Genomic DNA, 18,714 nt, shown 5'->3' on the forward strand with positions numbered 1-18,714 from the left:
GCCAGGACGCCGCTCTTCGATGGCCACGTATCCTGTGCCGTCGCTGCGCACGCGCAGCACTTCGATACCGAGGATGCGACTGATGGCCCGGATGCAACGCGACCCGACCCGGGAACGCAATCTCAGCCACGACTACGCGAAGTGGCTGCTGCAGGAAAAGCGCGAGCGCACCCAGGCGAACGGCGCCCTGTTCGCCCGCACCCACACCACGCGGGGCCGCCGCTTTCACGGCTACAACCAGGAAGAGGTCTGCCGGATCATCGGCGTCGATTTCGATAGCTGAGCGCCGCGATCGTGGTGAAACTTCCGCCGCGGCATGGGGCACGACTTACGTAAGCCGACGGGTTCCGTGCTGCGAACGGGACGTCAAAATCCGGGAGCCCGACTTCGTCGAGAGACCGTGTGCATCACGAACGCTGCGTTTTGTGGTGCGCCGGCGCAAAAAAACTGCCTCTCGAAGAGCTCTCCCAGTCCTTGCTGCGTACGGAGCCTGAGGTGCGACGGCGTGAGCGCCGCGCGTCGGGCACTGCGCAGCGTGTGCACGAGTACGTCGCTGCCTGCATGCTGCGCAACACGGCGGTATTCCGGCAAAGATGTCGTCAATCTGGTTGGTTCCGTCGGACGATCGCGTCGCTCGTGTCCGCTCTTCATTCACCGTCGGCGCTGACTCCTCATGTTTACTCGGCCGGGTGCCTGCGAACAGGGCTACGCAGGCCGCTTTGATGTACCCATGCGATGCCGGTCCTAGTGGTTGGGTGATCTCATCCCGCGCGGGGAGACGTACCGTACGACCAGGAGGAGGCAGTTGGCGGGCGGGGGCTCGAGATTGCAAATTGAGCAGTAAGGCATGTAACTCAGCGCATGTCACCGGTGTCACCAGTTGAGCGCGTGAGCAGCAGCTGCGAATGTCCGATCACTTTGTTGCGCTGCACGGTGACAAAATCCTCAGCGCGTAATAAATCTGCGTCAACGATGTGTTAGCGCTATCACGGTGGATGCGGCTGCTGGCTCTACTAGAGATGCGACAACGCTCGATAAGGAGTGCCGGAAGGGGCGGCGCACCTTGTGACATGAAGTGCGACGCGAGGGGAAGCAAAGGCCGCATCGAGTATTTGCATATGCGGCGCAGACGATCCTGCGGATGTGAGAGGTCGATAGCGACTCGGATCGTGTCATCGGTTCGCGAGCGGACATGCGTGAAAAAAGGGTGCCGGGGGCGACGTGCTCACGGTCGTTGCAATCCTGGTGCTGAGGGAAAGGCCACATGAATCGTAAGTTGAAGCGTTTGAAATCGCGTGCGATGTTCACCTTCGTCGGGGGGGTGCTGATTCTCAATCCCGCATTCGCGCAGGAGCCGCAGCAGACTGCCCGGCCTGCGTCCGAGTCTGCCCCGTCGTCGAGCCAGGCGGCGACCAATCTCGATACGGTCACCGTCACCGCGTTGCGCAGCAGCCTCAACCAGTCGATGGAGACGAAGCGCGAAGCCGCGGGCGTGGTCGATGCGATCAGCGCCGAGGACATCGGCAAGTTCCCGGATACCAATCTCGCCGAATCCCTGCAGCGCATTACCGGCATCTCGATCGAGCGACGCGATGGCGAGGGCGCGCAGGTCACGGCGCGCGGTTTCGGTCCTCAGTTCAACATGGTCACGCTCAATGGACGTCAGGTGCCCGGCGCCGACGCCTTCGGTGCCGCCGGCCAGGTGGCGATCGGTGGTGTGGATGGCGGCACGCGCGCTTTCAATTTCGCGCAGCTCGCGGCCGAGTCCATCAGCGGGATCGAGGTCTACAAGACCAGCCAGGCCCACGTGCCCAGCGGCGGTATCGGCGCGACGATCAACATCCTCACCGACCGACCGTTCAACCATTCGGGCGTCGTCGCCAGTGCGGGTGCCAAGGTCGTTTCCGACCGCAGCCAGCCGTTCGAGAACGATCTGACGCCCGAACTGTCCGGCATCTTCAGCTACACCAATCCCGACAAGACCTTCGGCGTGGGACTGAGCACCAGTTACCAGAAGCGCCAGGGCGGCTCGGTGCAGGCCACCAACAACTACTGGAACATCCAGCCGTGGACGGGCTCGATGCCGGGCAATCCGGCGGTGGTCAACGCGCCGGCCATCGGCGAGCTGTACGCGCGCCCCAATGACCTGCGTTACGCGTTTTCCGAATTCGAACGCGAGCGCATCAATGGCCAGGCCGTCGTGCAGTTCGCGCCGACCGACAGCGTCACGCTGACGTTGGACTACACCTACTCGACGAACGAGATCACCGAGAACCGCGGCGAGCAGGGGATGTGGTTGCAGAACAGCGACTACACCAACATCGAGTTCGACACGTCCGGCGCGGTGGCGACGCCGACCTACATCCGCGAGATCGCCGGCACCAAGGATTTCGGCCTCGAGCAGCAGCGCAGCATGCAGGAGTACAAGCTCGGTTCGCTGGGCTTGAACGCGGTCTGGGACGTCAGCACCGATTTCCGGCTGAGCTTCGACGCTCACAACTCGAAGACCGAGAGCCGGCCGAACGATCCGCTCACCGGCGGCGGCTCGATCTTCATGAGCATCGCGGGCACCAACAACTGCACCACGGGCCCGCATTGCGGCGGCTCGTGGGTGCAGGAACTCGCCTTCAACAACGGCATGCCGGTCGGCACGCAGACCTGGTATCCCTCGACCGCGGATGCGATCGCGCGCACCAACGGTGTCGTCAACCCGGGCTTCGTGGCTGGCGAGATCGGCAGTCAGGTGCTCCGCGTCAATGCGCAGACCCAGGTCAGCGAGATCAAGCAGGGACGGGTCGACGGCGAGTGGAGCTTCGACCAGGGCCGCTTCCAGTTCGGCGTCGACAGCAACAAGGTCACGACACATCGTCTGCAGGCGGCCGAGGCCTATTCGGCCCTCGGCGACTGGAGCGTGGCGAACGTCGATTCCGACGTGGCCGGCGGCCTGATGAACTTCCTGCAGCCGGTCAACATCGTGGGTCTGTTCGACGACTACTCCTTCAGCAGCTGGCCGGCGTGGCGCGGCGACGCCGGTGCGCTCGCGCAGTGGGCGGCCGGTCAGTACGGTGTGGGCCTGGGCGTAAGCCCGCAGAACTCGGCCGACAACCGGGTCGAAGAGAAGACCAATTCGGCGTACATGCAGCTCTCGCTCGAGGGTGAGCTCGGCGGCATGCGCACCAACACCCGTATCGGCGTGCGCTACGAAACCACCGACATCACCTCGACCTCGATCATCGCCATTCCCGAGGCGATCGAGTGGCAGTCCAACAACGACTTCCGCATCCTGCTGTCGGACGAGAAGCAGCCCTTCAGCGAACGCTCGAGCTACAGCTACATCCTGCCGAATCTCGATTTCAGTCTCGATTTCACCGACCAGTTGAAGGGGCGCGCGTCGTTCGGCAAGAGCATCGCGCGTGCGCCTTACGGAAACCTCTATGCAGGCCCGGGGGCCCAGCAGCCGACCGGCTCGGTCCTGCTGGATTCCTCGGTCCGCGCTCAGGGCAACTCGCAGAACCCGAGCCTCAAGCCGCTGGAGTCGGACAACCTCGATCTGGCGCTCGAATGGTATTTCGCCAACGCGAGTTACCTGTCGGTGACGTACTGGACCAAGTCGGTGAACAACTTCATCGGCAACACCATCACCCAGGAGCCGCTCTACGGACTGCGCGACCCGACCTCGGGCCCGGATGCCCAGGCCGCGCTCGCCTTCCTGCTCAGCCCGGCATGCGCGGCGCAGGTGGGCGCTGCCAATGCGTCGGCGTGTTCCGGCAACGACACATCGCTGTTCAGTGCGCTGGCCTTGCTGCGCAACGACCCGGCCGGTCTCGGCGCGTTCGACGGCACGGGCGCCCAGGCGCTCGCGCTGGAAGCGGCTTACGACGTCTACGGCAACGCCAACGACCCGCTGTACCAGTTCAACGTCAGCCAGCCGATCAACCAGAGCGCGGCCACGCTGCGCGGCTGGGAGCTGGGCGGCCAGTACTTCTTCGGCGACAGCGGGTTCGGCATCCTCGCCAACTACACGATCGTCAACGGCGACGTCGGCTACGACAACGCGGGCGATCCGAACGTCGACCAGTTCGCGCTCACCGGCCTCAGCGACACCGCCAACGCGGTCTTCATGTACGAGAAGTACGGCTGGACGGTGCGCCTGGCCTGGAACTGGCGTGATGAATATCTGATCCTCGCCAACCAGGGCAACAGCAAGAATCCGTACTACGTCGAGGCTTACGACCAGTGGGACCTCAGCGTGAACTACGCGCTGAACCGGAACTGGTCGTTCGGGTTCGAGGCGATCAACCTGACCGGCGAGGACGTCCGCTGGCACGCCCGCACCGACCAGCAGATCGTCAAGCTGGCCGACCAGAGCCCGCGCTACATGCTGGGTGTGCGGTACCGGTTCTGATCGCGACCGGTACCCGGTCCGACGCGAAGGCGATCCCGCTGCGGCGTGCAGCGGGATCGGCGCTTTCGGGTTCGGTGGTGCATCCGGGTGCCCGGTCCACGCGCCGCACCCGGTAACATCGTGCCGGTCGCAGCCGCATCCGCGACGTCCGGTAGGGAGGGGCGATGGCCCGTTACGAACTGCTCAACAACGTGGCCCACGCCGCGCTTCGCGTGGCCACGGGCTTCGGGCCGCAATACGGCGACGACGTGGGCATGGTGCCTGCGTTTCCGAGCGAGTACGCGGAGCTCCAGCGCGAGTATCCGATCTTCTTCCGGAAGGACGCGGAGGGGGCTTGGACGTCGGTGGCACTGCTCGGTTTCGAGCAGAGGGAGAACCTGTTCCTGCGCGACGGGCGCTGGAATGCCAGCTATCTGCCGGGTGCGGTCGCCAAGGGACCGTTCCTCATCGGCTTCCAGACGCAGCATATCGACGGCGAGCTGCGGCAGGAGCCGGTGATCCACGTCGACCTCGAGCATCCGCGCGTGGTTGAAGAGACGGGTGAACCGGTGTTTCTTCCTCAGGGCGGCAACAGTCCCTACCTCGAACATATCGCCGGCGTGCTGCGCGGCATCCGTGACGGGACCGATTTTGGCGCACAGATGTTCGACGCTTTCGATGCGCTGGGACTGATCCAGCCGGTGTCGCTGGCGGTCGAGCTCGACGACCGGCACCGCGTCGATGTCGCCGGCCTGCACGGCATCGACCGTGACCGTCTGGTCGCGCTGGACGGCGCGGCGCTCGAAGGTCTCAGCCGCGCGGGATATCTGGAAGGGGCCTATCTGGTGCTGGCGTCGCTGCACAACATGCGCCGCCTGATGGCCGAGAAGCAGCGGCGTTTGCGCGAGCAGGACATGCCGGTGGCGACCCGAGGACGCTGAGACGTGACGCCCGCCGCCATGCGCACGCTGGACGACTGCGATCCGGGTGCACTCCCGCTGGATGCATTGACGGCCGAGGGCCAGCCTGCGGTGCTCAAGGGGGTCGCCCGCGACTGGGGTCTGGTGCGTGCCGGGGGGGCGTCCGTCGCCGATGCCATGGCATATCTGCGCGGCTTCGACGGGGGCCGTGCGGTGCCGTATTCCTTCGGCCCACCGGAGATCGAAGGGCGCCCGTTCTACAACGCCGACTGCACCGCATTGAACTTCGAGGTGCGCCGCGGCGGGCTCGGCGAGGTGCTCGACGCGATCTCGAACCATCTCGACGATCCGCAGCCACCGACATACTACGTCGCCTCACTGCCGGTGGCCGGCGCGCTGCCCGGCTTTTCCGAACACAATGCGCTGCCGCTCGCGGGACTCGGCATCGACGCACCGCCCAGTATCTGGATCGGCAACCGCGTCGTGGCGTCGTGCCACTTCGACGCGCCCGACAACCTCGCGGTCTGCGCGGTCGGCCGTCGCAGGTTCACGCTGTTTCCGCCCGAGCAGATCGACAACCTCTATCCGGGCCCGCTGGAGCCCACGCCGGGGGGCCAGGTCGTGAGCCTGGTCGATTTCACGAACCCGGACGAGTCTAGGTTTCCACGCTTCCGAGATGCGATGGCGTCTGCGCAGACCGCCGTGCTGGAACCGGGCGACGCGATCTTCATCCCCAGCATGTGGTGGCACCAGGTGCAGGGACTCGCACCGTTCAATGTGCTGGTGAACTACTGGTGGCGTCGGTCGCCGGCCTACCTCGCGTCGCCGCTGCTCGCGCTGCAGCATGCGCTGTGGACGGTGCGGGACCTCCCCGAGCGCGAAAAGCAGGCCTGGGCCCGGATCTTCGACTACTACGTCTTCGGCCCGGCCGACCGTGCAGGCGCGCATCTTCCTGCAGCGGCACGCGACGTGCTCGGCCCCATCGACGAGACGCTGGCGCGCCGCATGCGCGCCATGCTGATCGCGCGTCTCAACCGCTGAACCGCATCAGGAGCACGCCTGGATGAATGAGGCAGCACCCGGGGCCGGCGGCCCCGTTCGCAAGGTGGTGATCGCAGGCGGCGGAACTGCAGGCTGGCTCGCGGGCTGCGCGCTCGCGCACCAGTTCCGTGATCGCCTCGACATCACCCTGGTGGAGTCGGACCAGATCGGCACCATCGGAGTGGGCGAGTCCACCGTGCCGCCCATTCGCAGCTTCCACCGCTTCCTGCAGATCGACGAGCAGGCCTTCCTGCGCGCGGTGGCCGGCACTTTCAAACTCTCGATCTCGTTCGAGGGCTGGCGACGCCCGGGGCACCACTACATCCACCCGTTCGGAATGACGGGGCAGGGCACCCTGGCCGCCGGCTTCCATCATTTCTGGCTCGACAGCCTGCGCCGCGGCATGTCCTCCGAGCTGGGCGACTTCTGCCTGGAGTCGGTGGCCTCGCGCGCGGCTCGCTTCTCGCTGCAGACCCGGCCCCAGGTGAACTATGCCTACCACCTCGACGCCGGTCTCTACGCCCAATTCCTGCGCGGTATCGCCGAACGGCACGGACTGGTCCGTATCGAGGGCCGCATCGGCGCCGTGAGCCGGCATGCGACCAGCGGTGATGTCGACGCCCTGGTGCTCGACGATGGCCGACGCATCGAGGGCGACCTGTTCATCGACTGCACCGGTTTTCGCGGACTGTTGATCGAGCAGGCGTTGCAGACCGGCTACGAGGACTGGAGCCACTGGCTGCCGAGCGACCGGGCCGTCGCAGTGCAGACCGCGCTGTCGGGCTCACCGGTGCCGTATACGCGGGCGATCGCGCACAAGGCCGGTTGGCGCTGGCAGATCCCGCTGCAGCACCGGGTGGGGAATGGACTGGTGTATTCCAGCCGCTACATGTCCGACGACGAGGCCCACGCGAAACTGCTGCGCGACATCGAGGGCCCGCCTTTGGCGGAGCCGAGGGTGGTGCCGTTCCGCACCGGCCGCCGGCTCAAGACCTGGAACCGGAACGTGATCGCGCTGGGGCTGGCCAGCGGCTTCATCGAGCCGCTGGAATCGACCAGCCTGCACCTGGCGATCAGTGCGGTGGTGCGTCTGATCCAGCTGTTCCCGTTCGAAGGCATCGCATCGTCGCTCGTGGATCTGTTCAACGATGCCGCCCGCGCCGAAGCCGAGCACGTGCGCGACTTCATCGTGCTGCACTACCACGCCACCCGGCGCGAGGAGCCGATGTGGACCGCATGCCGCGAGATGCCATTGCCGCCTTCGCTCGAGCTGCGACTGCGCGCCTGGCGCGAGCGCGGCCACGCCTGGCAAGGCGCGGACGAACTGTTCCGCGTCGACTCCTGGACCCATGTGCTGCTGGGCCAGGGAATCGAGCCGAGGCAGCATCATCCGCTGGCGCGCGCCCTGGGGGACGACGACCTGCAGCGGCTGCTGGCATCGATCCGCGATCCGATCCGGCGCACGGTGGACGGGATGCCATCCCAGCAGGCCTTCATCGAGCACTACTGCAAGTCGCCTGCGGCTGTCTGGGGCTCGCGCGCACCCGCAGCCTGACCGGAGGCTGCGTGGACGCGCCTTGGCGCGCCGGCACGGACCGGCACCTCGGCATGCGACGCGCGCTCGCTCTCGCGGAGCTGACCTGTCGCGCGCCGCGACGGGCCTGCTCGTCGGGCGCGAAACAAGGTGACGGATCCACCGCATGCGGCCACCATGCTCGCCCCGAACCCTGGAACCGCTGGATGCCTCGCCTGCGCCCTGCAGCCCTGCTCGTGCTCTGCCTGGTCCCGTTGCTCGCCGCCGGCGCGCGTGAGCCGCACCGTGTGGCTGGAGACGCTTGCGACGGCTACCCGCGTCTGGCCATCGGCACGATGCGCGGCATGTGCGCAGGCCTGGTGCTCGGCCCCACGACGCAGGACCCGACGCGGCCGCTGCGCCTGCCGCGGTCACTGCTGCAACTCGATGCCGACACCTGGCTGGTGACCGACCTCGGCGCCTGGGAAGGCGCGCGTGGCGCGGTCTGGCGGATCCGGACGGGCGTGGGCACCAAGGCTCGGCTGGACCGCGTGCTGGATGGCCTGCACCTGCCGCATGCCATCGCCCGCGGCCCCGACGGCGCGATCTACGTCGGCGAGATGAGCCGGATCCTGCGATTCGATCCCGGCGCCGTGGAGCCGGCCGCGACCGTGCAGACGGTGATCGACGGACTTCCCGACAACCGCCTGCATGCCCACCGGCATCCCTTGTCCAAGTTCGTCTTTCTTCCGGGCGGCGATCTGCTGGTCAACGTCGGCGCACCGAGCGACCAGTGCGCGGGGCCGGCGCTGCGTACCGACGAAGGCCGCTGCGCACAGAGCGAAGGCGACGAGGATGCGGCCAGTCTTCGGCTGTACCGGTACGCCGGAGGCGGGCGATGGTCGTCCGACCACGAAGTCTTCGCGCGTGGCCTGCGCAATTCGGTGGCCCTCGCGGTGCATGCATCGGGCACGGTGCTGCAGGGCGAGAACAGTTACGACTTCGCTACCCGGTGGTCACCGTTCGAGGAACTCAACATCGTCGAGGCCGGACACCACTATGGCTGGCCCTACTGTTTCGATCGGGACCGGGCGACCCCCGCCTGGCCGGAGCGTGCCGGATGGTGCCGGGCGGCGACGCATACCGCGCCCGCCCTGCTGCTGCCGCCCCATGCCGCACCGTTGGACATGCTCTGGTACGAGGGGGCCATGTTCCCCGCATTGCAGGGTCGGCTGCTGATGAGCTGGCACGGCCATCGCTCGGTGGGTGGACGCATCGCGAGTTTCGCGGTCGATGACCGGGGTGTGCCGACGGTCGATGCGCACCCGCGCTTTCCGGTCCATGGCCAGGGCATGCGTGCCTACGGCGCCGGTCCCGCCGCCACGCCGGTGGAGCTGACCCCCGGCTGGGGTCTGGAGCGCGGCGTGCGGCCCCAGGGGTCGCCGGTCGGCCTGGCGGTCGCCGATGACGGCGCCATCTGGGCCACCGACGATCGCGCGGGCCTGGTCATCCGCTTCGCCCGCGACGACTGAGCCGGGCGCCAGGGCCGAATCCGCGCACCGCGCTGCTCACTGCTCGAGATAGCGTGCGGCTTCGTCCTCGTAGATCTCGTAGCCGGGCGCGAGATGCGGCAGCAGCAGCCGCAGCCATGCACGGCTGATCAGTCGTGTTTCGCGCGCGCAGCCGCGGGCACGCTGGGCGGTGAGGTCGCCGGTATCCACCATGCCGGCGAAACTGTCCGGATCGGTCCCGTAGATCAGGCATTGCAGATTGAAGTACCGCTGCTCGCCCAGCGCGTGTTCCGCTGCGTACGCCTCCAGATCGTAGGCGCCAGTGCTGTCGGAGAGCATCCAGTTGGCGGCCATGCGCAGGTTGGCGATCACCTCGGCGGGCGTCTCCTCCACCCCGGCGAAGCGCAGCATCAGGATTGCCGCGAGCTGGTCGACCGCGTCTTCCTGGCGTCCGGTCACCGGGAGATCCAGCAGGTGCACGAGCGCATGTCCGGTTTCGTGCAGCACGATGAAGCGGATATTGGCCCGCGTGTAACGCAGGGGATGGTCCTCCGCCAGGCGGCTCGCGCGCTGCTGGTCCTGGCCGCGCTCGTACAGCGTGCGCAGCGTCTCGTAGCACAGCACGACTTCGGCATCGGCCGGGCGGTAGAACGCGCCGAATTCGCCACACTCCTGGGTGACATAGCGCAGGCGGCGCGGCAGCGCGAACATGCCGTCGATCGCCTGCACCTCCGGCAAGCGCTGCAGCAGATCGGCTTCCAGGACGCGCTCGTGGATCGCCTGCAGATCGTGCGAACGCGGGGGGCGGTAGACGTACTCGAACGGCGGCGGGGCCGGGCGCGCAGATACGTGCGGATGCCCACGGCGCACCTGCACCACCGCACGCAGGGCGTCCGCCCACGCCTGCGGGGCCGGATCGACGCGGCCGGGATTGCGCAGGCGGTCGCCTGCGCCGCCTGTGCACCCGAGGGCGAGCAGCGCCGCCATCAGCCCCGCTACGGTCGCGCGGTGGCAACGGGACATCCGCCAGTGCAGGACACGGGACTCGGTGCCGGAACCGCGGATGTCGGGCGTCGTCGGGTCGCCGGCGGCAGTGGGCAGCCGCGTGCGCATCGCAGGTATCACGTCGACGGCGCCGTCGAAGGAGGCTCAGGGGCGAGCGGACGTCGGGGTTTCCGGCGCGCGTACCAGGACATGCCCCACGTTCTTGCCGCCTTCGCGCACCGTCACACGCGTTCCGGGCGCCACCGAAACGGCGTTGCGGCAGTCCAGGGTGACGTCGCCGGTTTCGCCCGGGGCGATCGTGCGCACCCCTTGCGCAAGATGGATCGTGCAGATCACCTCGCGCCCACCGAACACGAGCGTCGGCCTGTATTTGCTGAAGATGGGCGTCCTGCGCGCATCGCGTCCGCTCTCCGACCCGTTCAAGCTCAGTGCGCCCGCGATGGGTCGGCCGGCATCGAAGTCGATGGCGGCAGGTCCGGGCTCGCTTGCACCTGCAGAGGTGGCGAGAAGCAGCGCGAGCAGGCCTGCGGTGGTTGCGCAGATGAGATTCATGGCATGGCGTCCGTGCGGGTGAACCGCAAGGCTAGCCGCGCACGCGATGGAGTGCCACCGCGTTCGCCATGGCTGCGCACGTGCGGCGCCACGAATGCGACGGCGTGCCGCGCCCACCGCAGTCGCATGCCGCGCAGCCTGAACCCCGCCACTTGATCAAGGGTCAGCGCTCCGTATGCGTCGGCCCGCCCTGGCCGATGCGTGGTGATGACATCGGCGTGGTGATGAACCCGGACGGCCATCCTGCAGGCCGGCGCGCCGGTATCGCGGCGGAGAAAAGCGCCCAGCGAGCACCCATGGCCGAAACCGACGCATCACTGCTCGCCACGGGAGGGACGTGGCCGGGGCCGGGGTTGTTCCGGCCACGGTCGCTGCTGGCGTGGAAACCCTGTCCGTCAGGACGGACCGCCTCATCGATGCCCGTGCTGGCAGTCGGCGACGGAACATGCCCGCAGCCGTGCAGGCCTCAATACCCGCGTTGCTTCTCGATCCGCGAATCCAGGAGGCTCTTGAGCTTGTCGCAGGCACCGCGGATCGCACGCTCCACATCCTGGTCGTCGTGGCTCGCGCCGATCGGATCGTCGTTCTGCATGCGCGCCTCGAGCGCGCAGCGCTTGTCGTTCGGCCCGCCCTTGCTGGAGTTGCTGTCGGACAGGAACACCTCGATCCGGCTCAGACGCGGGTAGAAACGGCCCAGATGCTGCTCGAGCATCGCGTTGACCCGCGCTTCGAGTGCGTCGTTGCCATCGATGTGGTTGTCGGTGTTGAACTGGATATTCAAGAAGCGCTCCTGCATCTACGGATGGAGTCAGCGTAACGACGACGCACTTGAGTCACCGTGAAGCCCCGGCGCGGCGCAACCCGGCATGGCCTAGGGTGCGGCGCGCGCTTCAAGCAGGGTGCGCAGGCTGCGGATCTCGTCGCGCAATGCACGCACTTCCGCATGGACGTCAGCTTCGATGTGCTCCTGGGTGCGGTCCAGCGCATCCAGCGTGTCGGCGTGCTCGGCTTCGGACACCGTCTGCATCGCGTCCACGATGACGCCGATGAACAGGTTGAGCATGGTGAATGTGGCGATGAGGATGAAGGGAATGAAGAATGCCCAGGCATACGGGAACTCCTGCATCACCGGTCGCGAAATGCCCATCGACCAGCTCTCCAGAGTCATGATCTGGAACAGCGAGTAGAACGAGCGGCCGATGTTGCCGAACCAGTCCGGAAACGCGGCCCCGAACAGGTTGGTGGCGATCACCGCACAGACGTAATAGATCAGCACGAGCACCATGCCGATCGACAGCAGGCCCGGCACCGCGCCGAGCAGGGCGCCCACCACGCGGCGCATCGACGGCACGATGGTCAGCACGCGCAACACGCGCAGCACCCGCAACGCACGCAGTACCGAGAACGGGCCGGACGCGGGCACCAGCGCGATGGTGACCACCGCGAAATCGAACAGGCTCCAGGGATCGGTGAAGAACCGGGCGCGGTGCACGAACAGGCGGATCGCGATCTCGGTCACGAAGACCGCGAGGATCGCCGTGTCGGCCAGGCGGATCAGGTCGCCGTAGGCCGCGACGATGCGCGGCGAGGTCTCCATGCCCAGCAGGATCGCATTGACGATGATCAGTACGAGGATGCCGGTCTGCACCCGGGGATGGGCGATGACGGTATGCAGGCGGCCGCGCAGGCCGTGGTGTTCGGTCACACTGGTGTCGCGCATGGGAGCTCCGGAGCAAGTGACGCGCGGCCGGGTCGCCGGGCGAGCCGGCGGGCCGGGGCCGCAAACCGGCCCATGCTAGCGGGCATGGGCGACGGACGCAGCTTCGCGTGAGTCCGGACGCCAGGTGCGGCGAGCAGCCTCGGCGCAGGGCGCCACGGGCCCGTGCCCGGCACGTCTGTCGCCCGGCCTGTGCCGCCCGACGAGCAGGAAGATCTGCGTCTCGCCGCGTCGACGGGTGCGGGCGCATCGAGCCGCCGATTCCCACGTGTGATCTGTCCGGCCCAGCAGGCGGTGCGCCGATCGGGGGGCGGCCTCAGGGTGCTCGAACGCTGCGGCTACGCACCCCGATACGCGGTGCGCGTCTCGACCGGCTGCACTCAACAGACCTATGTCCACCGCCGCTACGTCGGTCACCCGGCGGCGGGTGAAAGCGAGCGCTACGCTGGGGGGTCGTCCGCAGCCCCCGATCTCCGCACGTTCCGACGTTCGACACGGTGCCGGGCTTCTTGCGTTCATGACGCTGCAGCGTAGGGGTGTGCGCCCCTCGGTGCCTCGGCACCTCCAGCCCGATATCCGTCGCGTCTCGAGGTGACGTGCGCGGGTGCTGGGGGGTGGGGCGAGTGCGCCGGACAATGTGCACCGGACGCGGAGCGGTCGATCGAACGCGCGTTCGTTTGTGATCACCTGCTTCGAGCCGTGTCGTCACGCCATGGAGCAAGACTCGAATCGAGCGTTCGCTGCGCCGCTCGCGAGAGCTTTCAGTCTGTTGCGCACTCCCGTCGCCAGGCCTTGAAGCGACGGCGCCAGGCCTTGACCAGCCCGGTCGGTGGCTCGGCGTAGAGGCGGGCGCCGAGCGCGCCCGCCTGCCGGGCGAGTGCGTGCTGACGCGCGCGGATGCGGGTGTCCAGCGCTGCGACCGCTTCCGGGCCGATGTCGGGTCGCGTCGGCACTCGCTCGGCGAGGACGGCGAGATCGTGGTGGTCGCCCAGCAATGCGCCGAGGGCATCCGCGCAGTTGCGCTGGGCCCGCATGGGGCCTGGCCAGATCGGCTGCAGGATGCGCAGGTGCATGGCGTGATCCTTGGCGCGCTTGCGCCAGGTGTGGAAGGCATCGTCATCACCCTGCTCGTCGGCGGTGCGCATCGCCTTGCGGCCGCGGCGATAACTGTCTTCCAGGCCGTCGGCGACCGCATCGAAGCCCCGGGCGTCGATCCGCCATGTGTCGATGCGGAGCAGGGCGTCCTGCAGTGCGCTGCGAGCAGCAGCGAGCAACGCATCGGGCGCCTCCAGCCGCGCGGTGGCGTCGCGGCGCATGCGCAGCGCATCGCGCACCGCCGTCATGGCGGCAGGAGCGTCGGACCGGATCAGCTGCTCGAAGGTGTCGAGCTGGACCGTGGCATCGCGCAGCGGCCCGAGCGGACCCGCGATGTCGCGGAACCTGGCGTTCTCGTCCTTGTAGCCGGAGAACGATGGCCGCACGAGACGCAGCAGTCCACGTACCTTCTTGCAGCGCTTGCGCACATCGTGGATCACCGTATCCGGCGCGTCCCGGCTGTCGATCCGGTCGACCGCCTTGCGTACCTGCTCGCATGCGATCCGGCGTACCGCCGCCTGCATGTCGGGGTCCTCGCGCAGAAGGTGATACGCCATGCAGATACTCCATCGGGTGGGACACCGGTCTAGCAGGACGGGCGTGATCGAACAGGCAGCGTCCCCGGACGCGTGCGGGTCGGACCGTGGAGGTACGGCGGTTCCCGCGGAGATTCCGGTGCCGTGGAGGCTTTCCCCCGGTTCACGCCGGCGCAACATGCGCGTGTCGAGACTCGCCCGACCAGGCAGGGGGCGGCGATGCAGCGAGCGGATGCAGGTGGGCACATGGTGCGCAGGGCTGGCGGCTGGGTGCCGCCCCTGGCGAGGCTCGGGTACGCGGCCAAGGGCATCGTGTTCATGCTCGTCGGCTGGATCGCACTGCAGGCCGCGATGGATGCCGGCAGTCCCCAGGGATCGGCGGGCGCGCTCGCCTCCCTGACCGACGAGCGTGGTGGACGGGTCGCGTTGTTGATGATCGCAGCAGGGCTGCTGTGCCACGTCGCCTGGCGCGCGGTGCAGGCGCTGATCGATCCCGAACATCCGGGTGGCATCGATGCGCGCCGTGTGGCCATGCGGGCGTTCTACGCACTCAGCGGCGTGATCTACACATCGCTGGCCTTGACCGCATGGCGCCTCAGTCAGGGCCGGCCGGACGGCTCCGGCGAGGGCCAGACCCTGTGGGTCCGCAGGCTGCTGGAACAGCCATTCGGGACCTGGCTGGTGATGGCGGTCGGCATCGGTGTGATGCTCTATGGTCTGCAGCAGATCCATGCCGCCTGGACCGGGAACCTCGACAAGCGCATGACCGGCAGCGCGCATGCCCACGTCTCGCGGGGGGTGCGCCTGGTCGGGCGCATCGGCACGGCGGCACGCGGCATCGTGTTTCTTCCCATCGGCTGGTTCGTCTTCGGCGCCGGACGCGAATACCGTGCCGAGAACGCGGCCGACACCGCCGAGGTCTTGCGGATGCTCGGGCACGGCTGGCTGCTGATGGCCGTCGCCGCGGGACTCGTGGCCTACGGCATCTACCAGCTGGCGAAAGCGGTGTATCGCCGGATCGACGCGCCCGCCTGAGCGGGGTGGTTAGGCGCGGCGTCGAAGCGCCCCCGATCGAACGCACAAGTGTGCGCTCGACGTCTCAGCCCGCGGTGTCGAGCGCGTGGTGGATCAATACCACGCACTGCGATGCGAACAGCATCCGCGGACCGAGCGCGAGTTTGCGCGCGCCCAGGCGCTCCAGTCCTTGCAGGCTTTTCTTCGGCATCGGGATGTGGTCGGTCAGGAGAAAGCAGGGCGCGTCCGCGAAGGACTGTTCGCCGATCGGCGCGCCCTTGCGGTCCATGACGAACAGCTGGTGATCCGAGGCGAGGTGCTGCACCACCCGCTCGAAGCTCGAGGTCTGCACCGTGACACCCGCAGCTACAGGCCGGATTTCGTCCTTGCCCATGCCGACGGAGACGTCGAGCGCCCGGGCGATTCCGGCCAGCAACGTGCGTTCGTCGAATCCGCCGATATCCTGCATCGCGGCCGCCTCGAACCGGATGGTCCGCGAGAAGTCACGCGTGCTCTCGAGCACCAGGTAGACCACTACGTCGTCGCGGTGCGATTGCGCGACGAAGATCGCGTTCATCAGCGTGTGCGCCAGAATCTCCGTGTGCGCGTCCCGGCCCACCGAAGCCAGCAGCGCCCGGCTGTCGGTCGGAGCGGCCCGTGCCCTCAGTACGAACGTGCGCATGTGATTCACCGTCGGTGCTGCCCTCTTGGCCGGGCGGCTATTGTCCCGGGAAGCCGTGTGGAGGTCGACAGCGGATCCGCGTGGATCGCAGGCGAGCGCGAGCCGGACGTGCATGCGCGCCGCGCGTCCCGGCGTGAGGGTGGCCGTGCACGACGGTGGATTCACCGCGATGCACGGAGGATGGACGTGCCGGCCTGCTCATCGCGCGGATGACGCGGCTGTGGCACGTCACGTTCGAGAGGGGACCGCGTCGCCTATGCACATTCCGGATGATTCGCACCGACCCGCGGGCGCGACCTGCGACGAGGTGGTGGGCACGTGGCGACTGGTCGCCTACGACGTGGAGATAGCGGGCTCGGGTGAGCGCTTTCCCCCGATGGGCGAGCGTCCGTCAGGCTACGTGATCTTCAGCGCGCAGGGGCGCGTGTGGTTCATGCTCACGGCCGAGGGCCGCGAGCCGGGCGACACCGATCGCGAACTCGCGCGACTGCTCGAGACCCTCATCGCCTACACCGGCCGGTATCGCATCGAAGGGGATGACTGGATCACCGCGGTGGACGTGGCCTGGAACCCTGCCTGGGTGGGTACCGAACAGCGCCGGCAGTTCAGGCTCGCCGACGACCGGCTCGAGGTGCTGACGCCCTGGCGGGTGATGCCGAACTGGGCGGAAAAGGGTGACACGCGGAGCATCATCACCTTCGTCCGCGAATAGCCGGGATCATGCCCGGGCACGCCGCAGGCGTTGACGCCTGTGCGACGCAGTCCGTGGCGGCCGGGTGAGCATTCGTTGCGCGGCGGTGAAAAAACGTCGCGGGTAACGCCCTGGTGGGGCGCGGATTCTCGTTGGCACGACACCTTGACACCTAGCGTCCGAGGCTTCGCCCGAAGCCACGGACAGACGCCATGACTGCCAGACCCGCACCCCGCTTGCTCTCCCTCGCAGTCTCGGCGCTGCTCGTCGCCGCGGGTCCCGTGCTTGCCCAGCAGGGCGACGGCACCGACACCGCCAGCCGCAATACCGTGTTCAAGCCGGCGCCCGCGGAGCCGACGCCCGAGCGCCTCGCAGAGCTCACCATGCCCGACGGCTTCGAAATCGGGGTGTTCGCTTCCGGGTTGCAGAACCCGCGGATCCTCGCCATGCATCCCGATGGCCACGTCTACGTCTCGCGGCGCGAGCAGGGCGATGTCCTGCTGCTGCACGACACCGATGGCGATGGACGTGCGGACGGTGCGCCGGTCCCCGTGCTGCATCGGCCTGCGGCGCACGGACTCGCCGTCCACGGCGACCATCTCTATGTCGTCACCGTGAAGGAACTGCTGCGCGCGCCGATCCAGGCCGATGGCCGCCTCGGCGAACCCGAACTGCTCGTCGACGACTTGCCCGACGGTGGCCAGCACCCCAACCGCACCATGGCCTTCGGCCCGGACGGCAAGCTCTATCTGAGCATCGGGTCGACCTGCAACGCCTGCAACGAGACCAATCCGGAACACGCGACCCTGCTGCGCATGGAGCCCGACGGCAGCTCGCGCACCATCTTCGCCAGCGGGCTGCGCAATACCGTCGGCTTCGGCTGGCAGCCGACCACCGGCGAGCTGTGGGGGATGGACCACAACATCGACAGTCTCGGTGACGACCAGCACCCGGAAGAACTCAACCGGATCGAGCTGGGCAAGCAATACGGTTGGCCGCACGTATTCGCAGACGGCGGCCTGCATCCGCAGACCACGCCGCCCGGCGGCATCAGCAAGGCGCAGTGGCGGGAAATGAGCGAGCCGATGGTCATGGGCTACACCGCCCATGCAGCGCCGATGCAGATGGCGTTCTACCAGGGCGCCTCCTTCCCGGCCGAATACCGCGGAGATGCCTTCGTGGCGATGCGGGGCTCGTGGAACGCGAAGCCGGCCGTGGGCTACGAAATCGTGCGCGTGCGGTTCGACCGCGGCCGCCCCACCGGCATCGAGCCCTTCGTCAGCGGGTTTCTAGTCGATGACGGGACCGCGCATCTCGCCCGTCCGGTCGGGCTCGCAGTGTTGCCCGACGGCGCGCTGCTGCTCAGCGACGACGGCAACGGCGTGATCTACCGCATCGCCTACAGCGGCGGCTCGCGGTCACCGCGCGCCGCGTCGCGGACTCCGGCCGTTCCGGCCGGCCCGATGGAGCAGCAAGCGTTGAAGGGGCACGGGGTGCCGCTGGCCCTGGATCGACGTGAGACGCGGGCACGCTCGAGTACACCGGGGTCGCTGCAATCCGCAGCCTTCGCCGATGGACAGCCGATTCCCGAGCGCTACAGTGATTACGGCGAGGGGGTTTCGCCGCCGCTGAGCTGGCAGGCCGTCGAAGGCGCGCGCTCGTACGCGCTGATCATGGAGGATCCCGATGCCGACCAGCCCAAGCCGTTCGTGCACTGGGTGGCCTGGAATATTCCCGGCACGATCACCTCGTTGCCCGAAGCCATGCATACGCATCCACGCCTGACCGAACCCGACGGCCTGCGCCAGGGCCGCAACAGTCGCGGCTCCACCGGATACTTCGGCCCCAAGCCGCCGCCGGGCACGGGCGTGCACCATTACCATTTCCAGTTGTTCGCGCTGGACACCACGCTCGACGTGCTGCCCGGGGCCGATCGCGACAGCGTGCTCAAGGCGATGCAGGGGCACGTCATCGGCCGTGCACGTGTGGTCGGCACGTTCGCGGCGCCCGGCGAGGACTGATGCCGGGCCGATGCGGGCACGCCTCCAGGGTG

15 protein-coding genes are annotated in these 18,714 nt (G+C 67.9%); 9 read left to right on the forward strand and 6 right to left on the reverse strand.

Annotation, left to right across the window (positions count from 1 at the left end; all coding sequences use genetic code 11):
- Window positions 1–82: 82 nt before the first annotated feature.
- From H0E82_RS10690 to H0E82_RS10715, 6 genes are all read left to right on the forward strand, one after another.
- Window positions 83–283: a hypothetical protein gene (locus H0E82_RS10690; RefSeq protein ID WP_180545436.1), complete on the forward strand. Its 201-nt coding sequence runs from the start codon at window positions 83–85 to the stop codon at window positions 281–283.
- 981 nt (window positions 284–1,264) lie between these two features.
- Window positions 1,265–4,405, forward strand: coding sequence for a TonB-dependent receptor (locus H0E82_RS10695; protein ID WP_180545437.1), 3,141 nt, complete (start codon window positions 1,265–1,267; stop codon window positions 4,403–4,405).
- 164 nt (window positions 4,406–4,569) lie between these two features.
- Complete coding sequence (locus H0E82_RS10700; RefSeq protein WP_180545438.1) at window positions 4,570–5,325, forward strand: SapC family protein; 756 nt, start codon at window positions 4,570–4,572, stop codon at window positions 5,323–5,325.
- 18 nt (window positions 5,326–5,343) lie between these two features.
- On the forward strand, window positions 5,344–6,345 hold the full coding sequence (locus H0E82_RS10705; RefSeq protein ID WP_180545582.1) for a cupin-like domain-containing protein: 1,002 nt from the start codon (window positions 5,344–5,346) through the stop codon (window positions 6,343–6,345).
- A gap of 22 nt (window positions 6,346–6,367) precedes the next feature.
- Window positions 6,368–7,900 carry a tryptophan halogenase family protein gene (locus H0E82_RS10710; protein WP_180545439.1) on the forward strand — a complete coding sequence of 511 codons (1,533 nt, stop codon included), beginning with the start codon at window positions 6,368–6,370 and terminating at the stop codon, window positions 7,898–7,900.
- A gap of 185 nt (window positions 7,901–8,085) precedes the next feature.
- Window positions 8,086–9,390, forward strand: a complete 1,305-nt coding sequence (locus tag H0E82_RS10715) for a PQQ-dependent sugar dehydrogenase (protein ID WP_180545440.1) — start codon at window positions 8,086–8,088, stop codon at window positions 9,388–9,390.
- Window positions 9,391–9,426: 36 nt separating this feature from the next.
- On the opposite strand, the gene H0E82_RS10720 is transcribed toward H0E82_RS10715, so the two are convergent.
- The 5 genes from H0E82_RS10720 to H0E82_RS10740 all read right to left on the reverse strand — a co-directional run bounded on the left by H0E82_RS10720 (window position 9,427) and on the right by H0E82_RS10740 (window position 14,295).
- On the reverse strand, window positions 9,427–10,482 hold the full coding sequence (locus H0E82_RS10720; RefSeq protein ID WP_235974270.1) for a DUF4344 domain-containing metallopeptidase: 1,056 nt from the start codon (window positions 10,480–10,482) through the stop codon (window positions 9,427–9,429).
- 36 nt (window positions 10,483–10,518) lie between these two features.
- Window positions 10,519–10,926, reverse strand: a complete 408-nt coding sequence (locus H0E82_RS10725) for an EF-Tu C-terminal domain-related protein (RefSeq protein ID WP_180545441.1) — start codon at window positions 10,924–10,926, stop codon at window positions 10,519–10,521.
- A 466-nt stretch (window positions 10,927–11,392) separates the two neighbouring features.
- Window positions 11,393–11,722: an HPF/RaiA family ribosome-associated protein gene (locus H0E82_RS10730; protein WP_219338502.1), complete on the reverse strand. Its 330-nt coding sequence runs from the start codon at window positions 11,720–11,722 to the stop codon at window positions 11,393–11,395.
- A gap of 75 nt (window positions 11,723–11,797) precedes the next feature.
- Window positions 11,798–12,646, reverse strand: a complete 849-nt coding sequence (locus tag H0E82_RS10735; protein WP_180545442.1) for an ion transporter — start codon at window positions 12,644–12,646, stop codon at window positions 11,798–11,800.
- Window positions 12,647–13,404: 758 nt separating this feature from the next.
- Window positions 13,405–14,295, reverse strand: coding sequence for a CHAD domain-containing protein (locus tag H0E82_RS10740; protein WP_180545443.1), 891 nt, complete (start codon window positions 14,293–14,295; stop codon window positions 13,405–13,407).
- 225 nt (window positions 14,296–14,520) lie between these two features.
- On the opposite strand from H0E82_RS10740, the gene H0E82_RS10745 reads away from it, so the two are divergent.
- Entirely contained in the window at window positions 14,521–15,309 is a 789-nt protein-coding gene (locus H0E82_RS10745; protein WP_180545444.1) for a DUF1206 domain-containing protein, read from the forward strand.
- Window positions 15,310–15,373: 64 nt separating this feature from the next.
- Here the strand turns inward: H0E82_RS10745 and trmY are convergent, their stop codons facing one another.
- The gene (gene trmY / locus H0E82_RS10750; RefSeq protein ID WP_235974271.1) at window positions 15,374–16,084 is read right to left on the reverse strand and encodes a tRNA (pseudouridine(54)-N(1))-methyltransferase TrmY; all 711 of its coding nucleotides are present in this window, start codon (window positions 16,082–16,084) and stop codon (window positions 15,374–15,376) included.
- Window positions 16,085–16,226: 142 nt separating this feature from the next.
- Between trmY and H0E82_RS10755 the strand changes: the two genes are divergently transcribed.
- Window positions 16,227–16,682 carry a lipocalin-like domain-containing protein gene (locus H0E82_RS10755; protein WP_180545445.1) on the forward strand — a complete coding sequence of 152 codons (456 nt, stop codon included), beginning with the start codon at window positions 16,227–16,229 and terminating at the stop codon, window positions 16,680–16,682.
- 215 nt (window positions 16,683–16,897) lie between these two features.
- Window positions 16,898–18,682 (forward strand): YbhB/YbcL family Raf kinase inhibitor-like protein, encoded by a 1,785-nt coding sequence (locus H0E82_RS10760; protein WP_219338503.1) that lies wholly within the window; start codon window positions 16,898–16,900, stop codon window positions 18,680–18,682.
- Window positions 18,683–18,714 lie beyond the last annotated feature (32 nt).

This window comes from Luteimonas deserti (assembly GCF_013425765.1).
GTDB classification, from domain to species: Bacteria; Pseudomonadota; Gammaproteobacteria; order Xanthomonadales; family Xanthomonadaceae; genus Luteimonas; species Luteimonas deserti.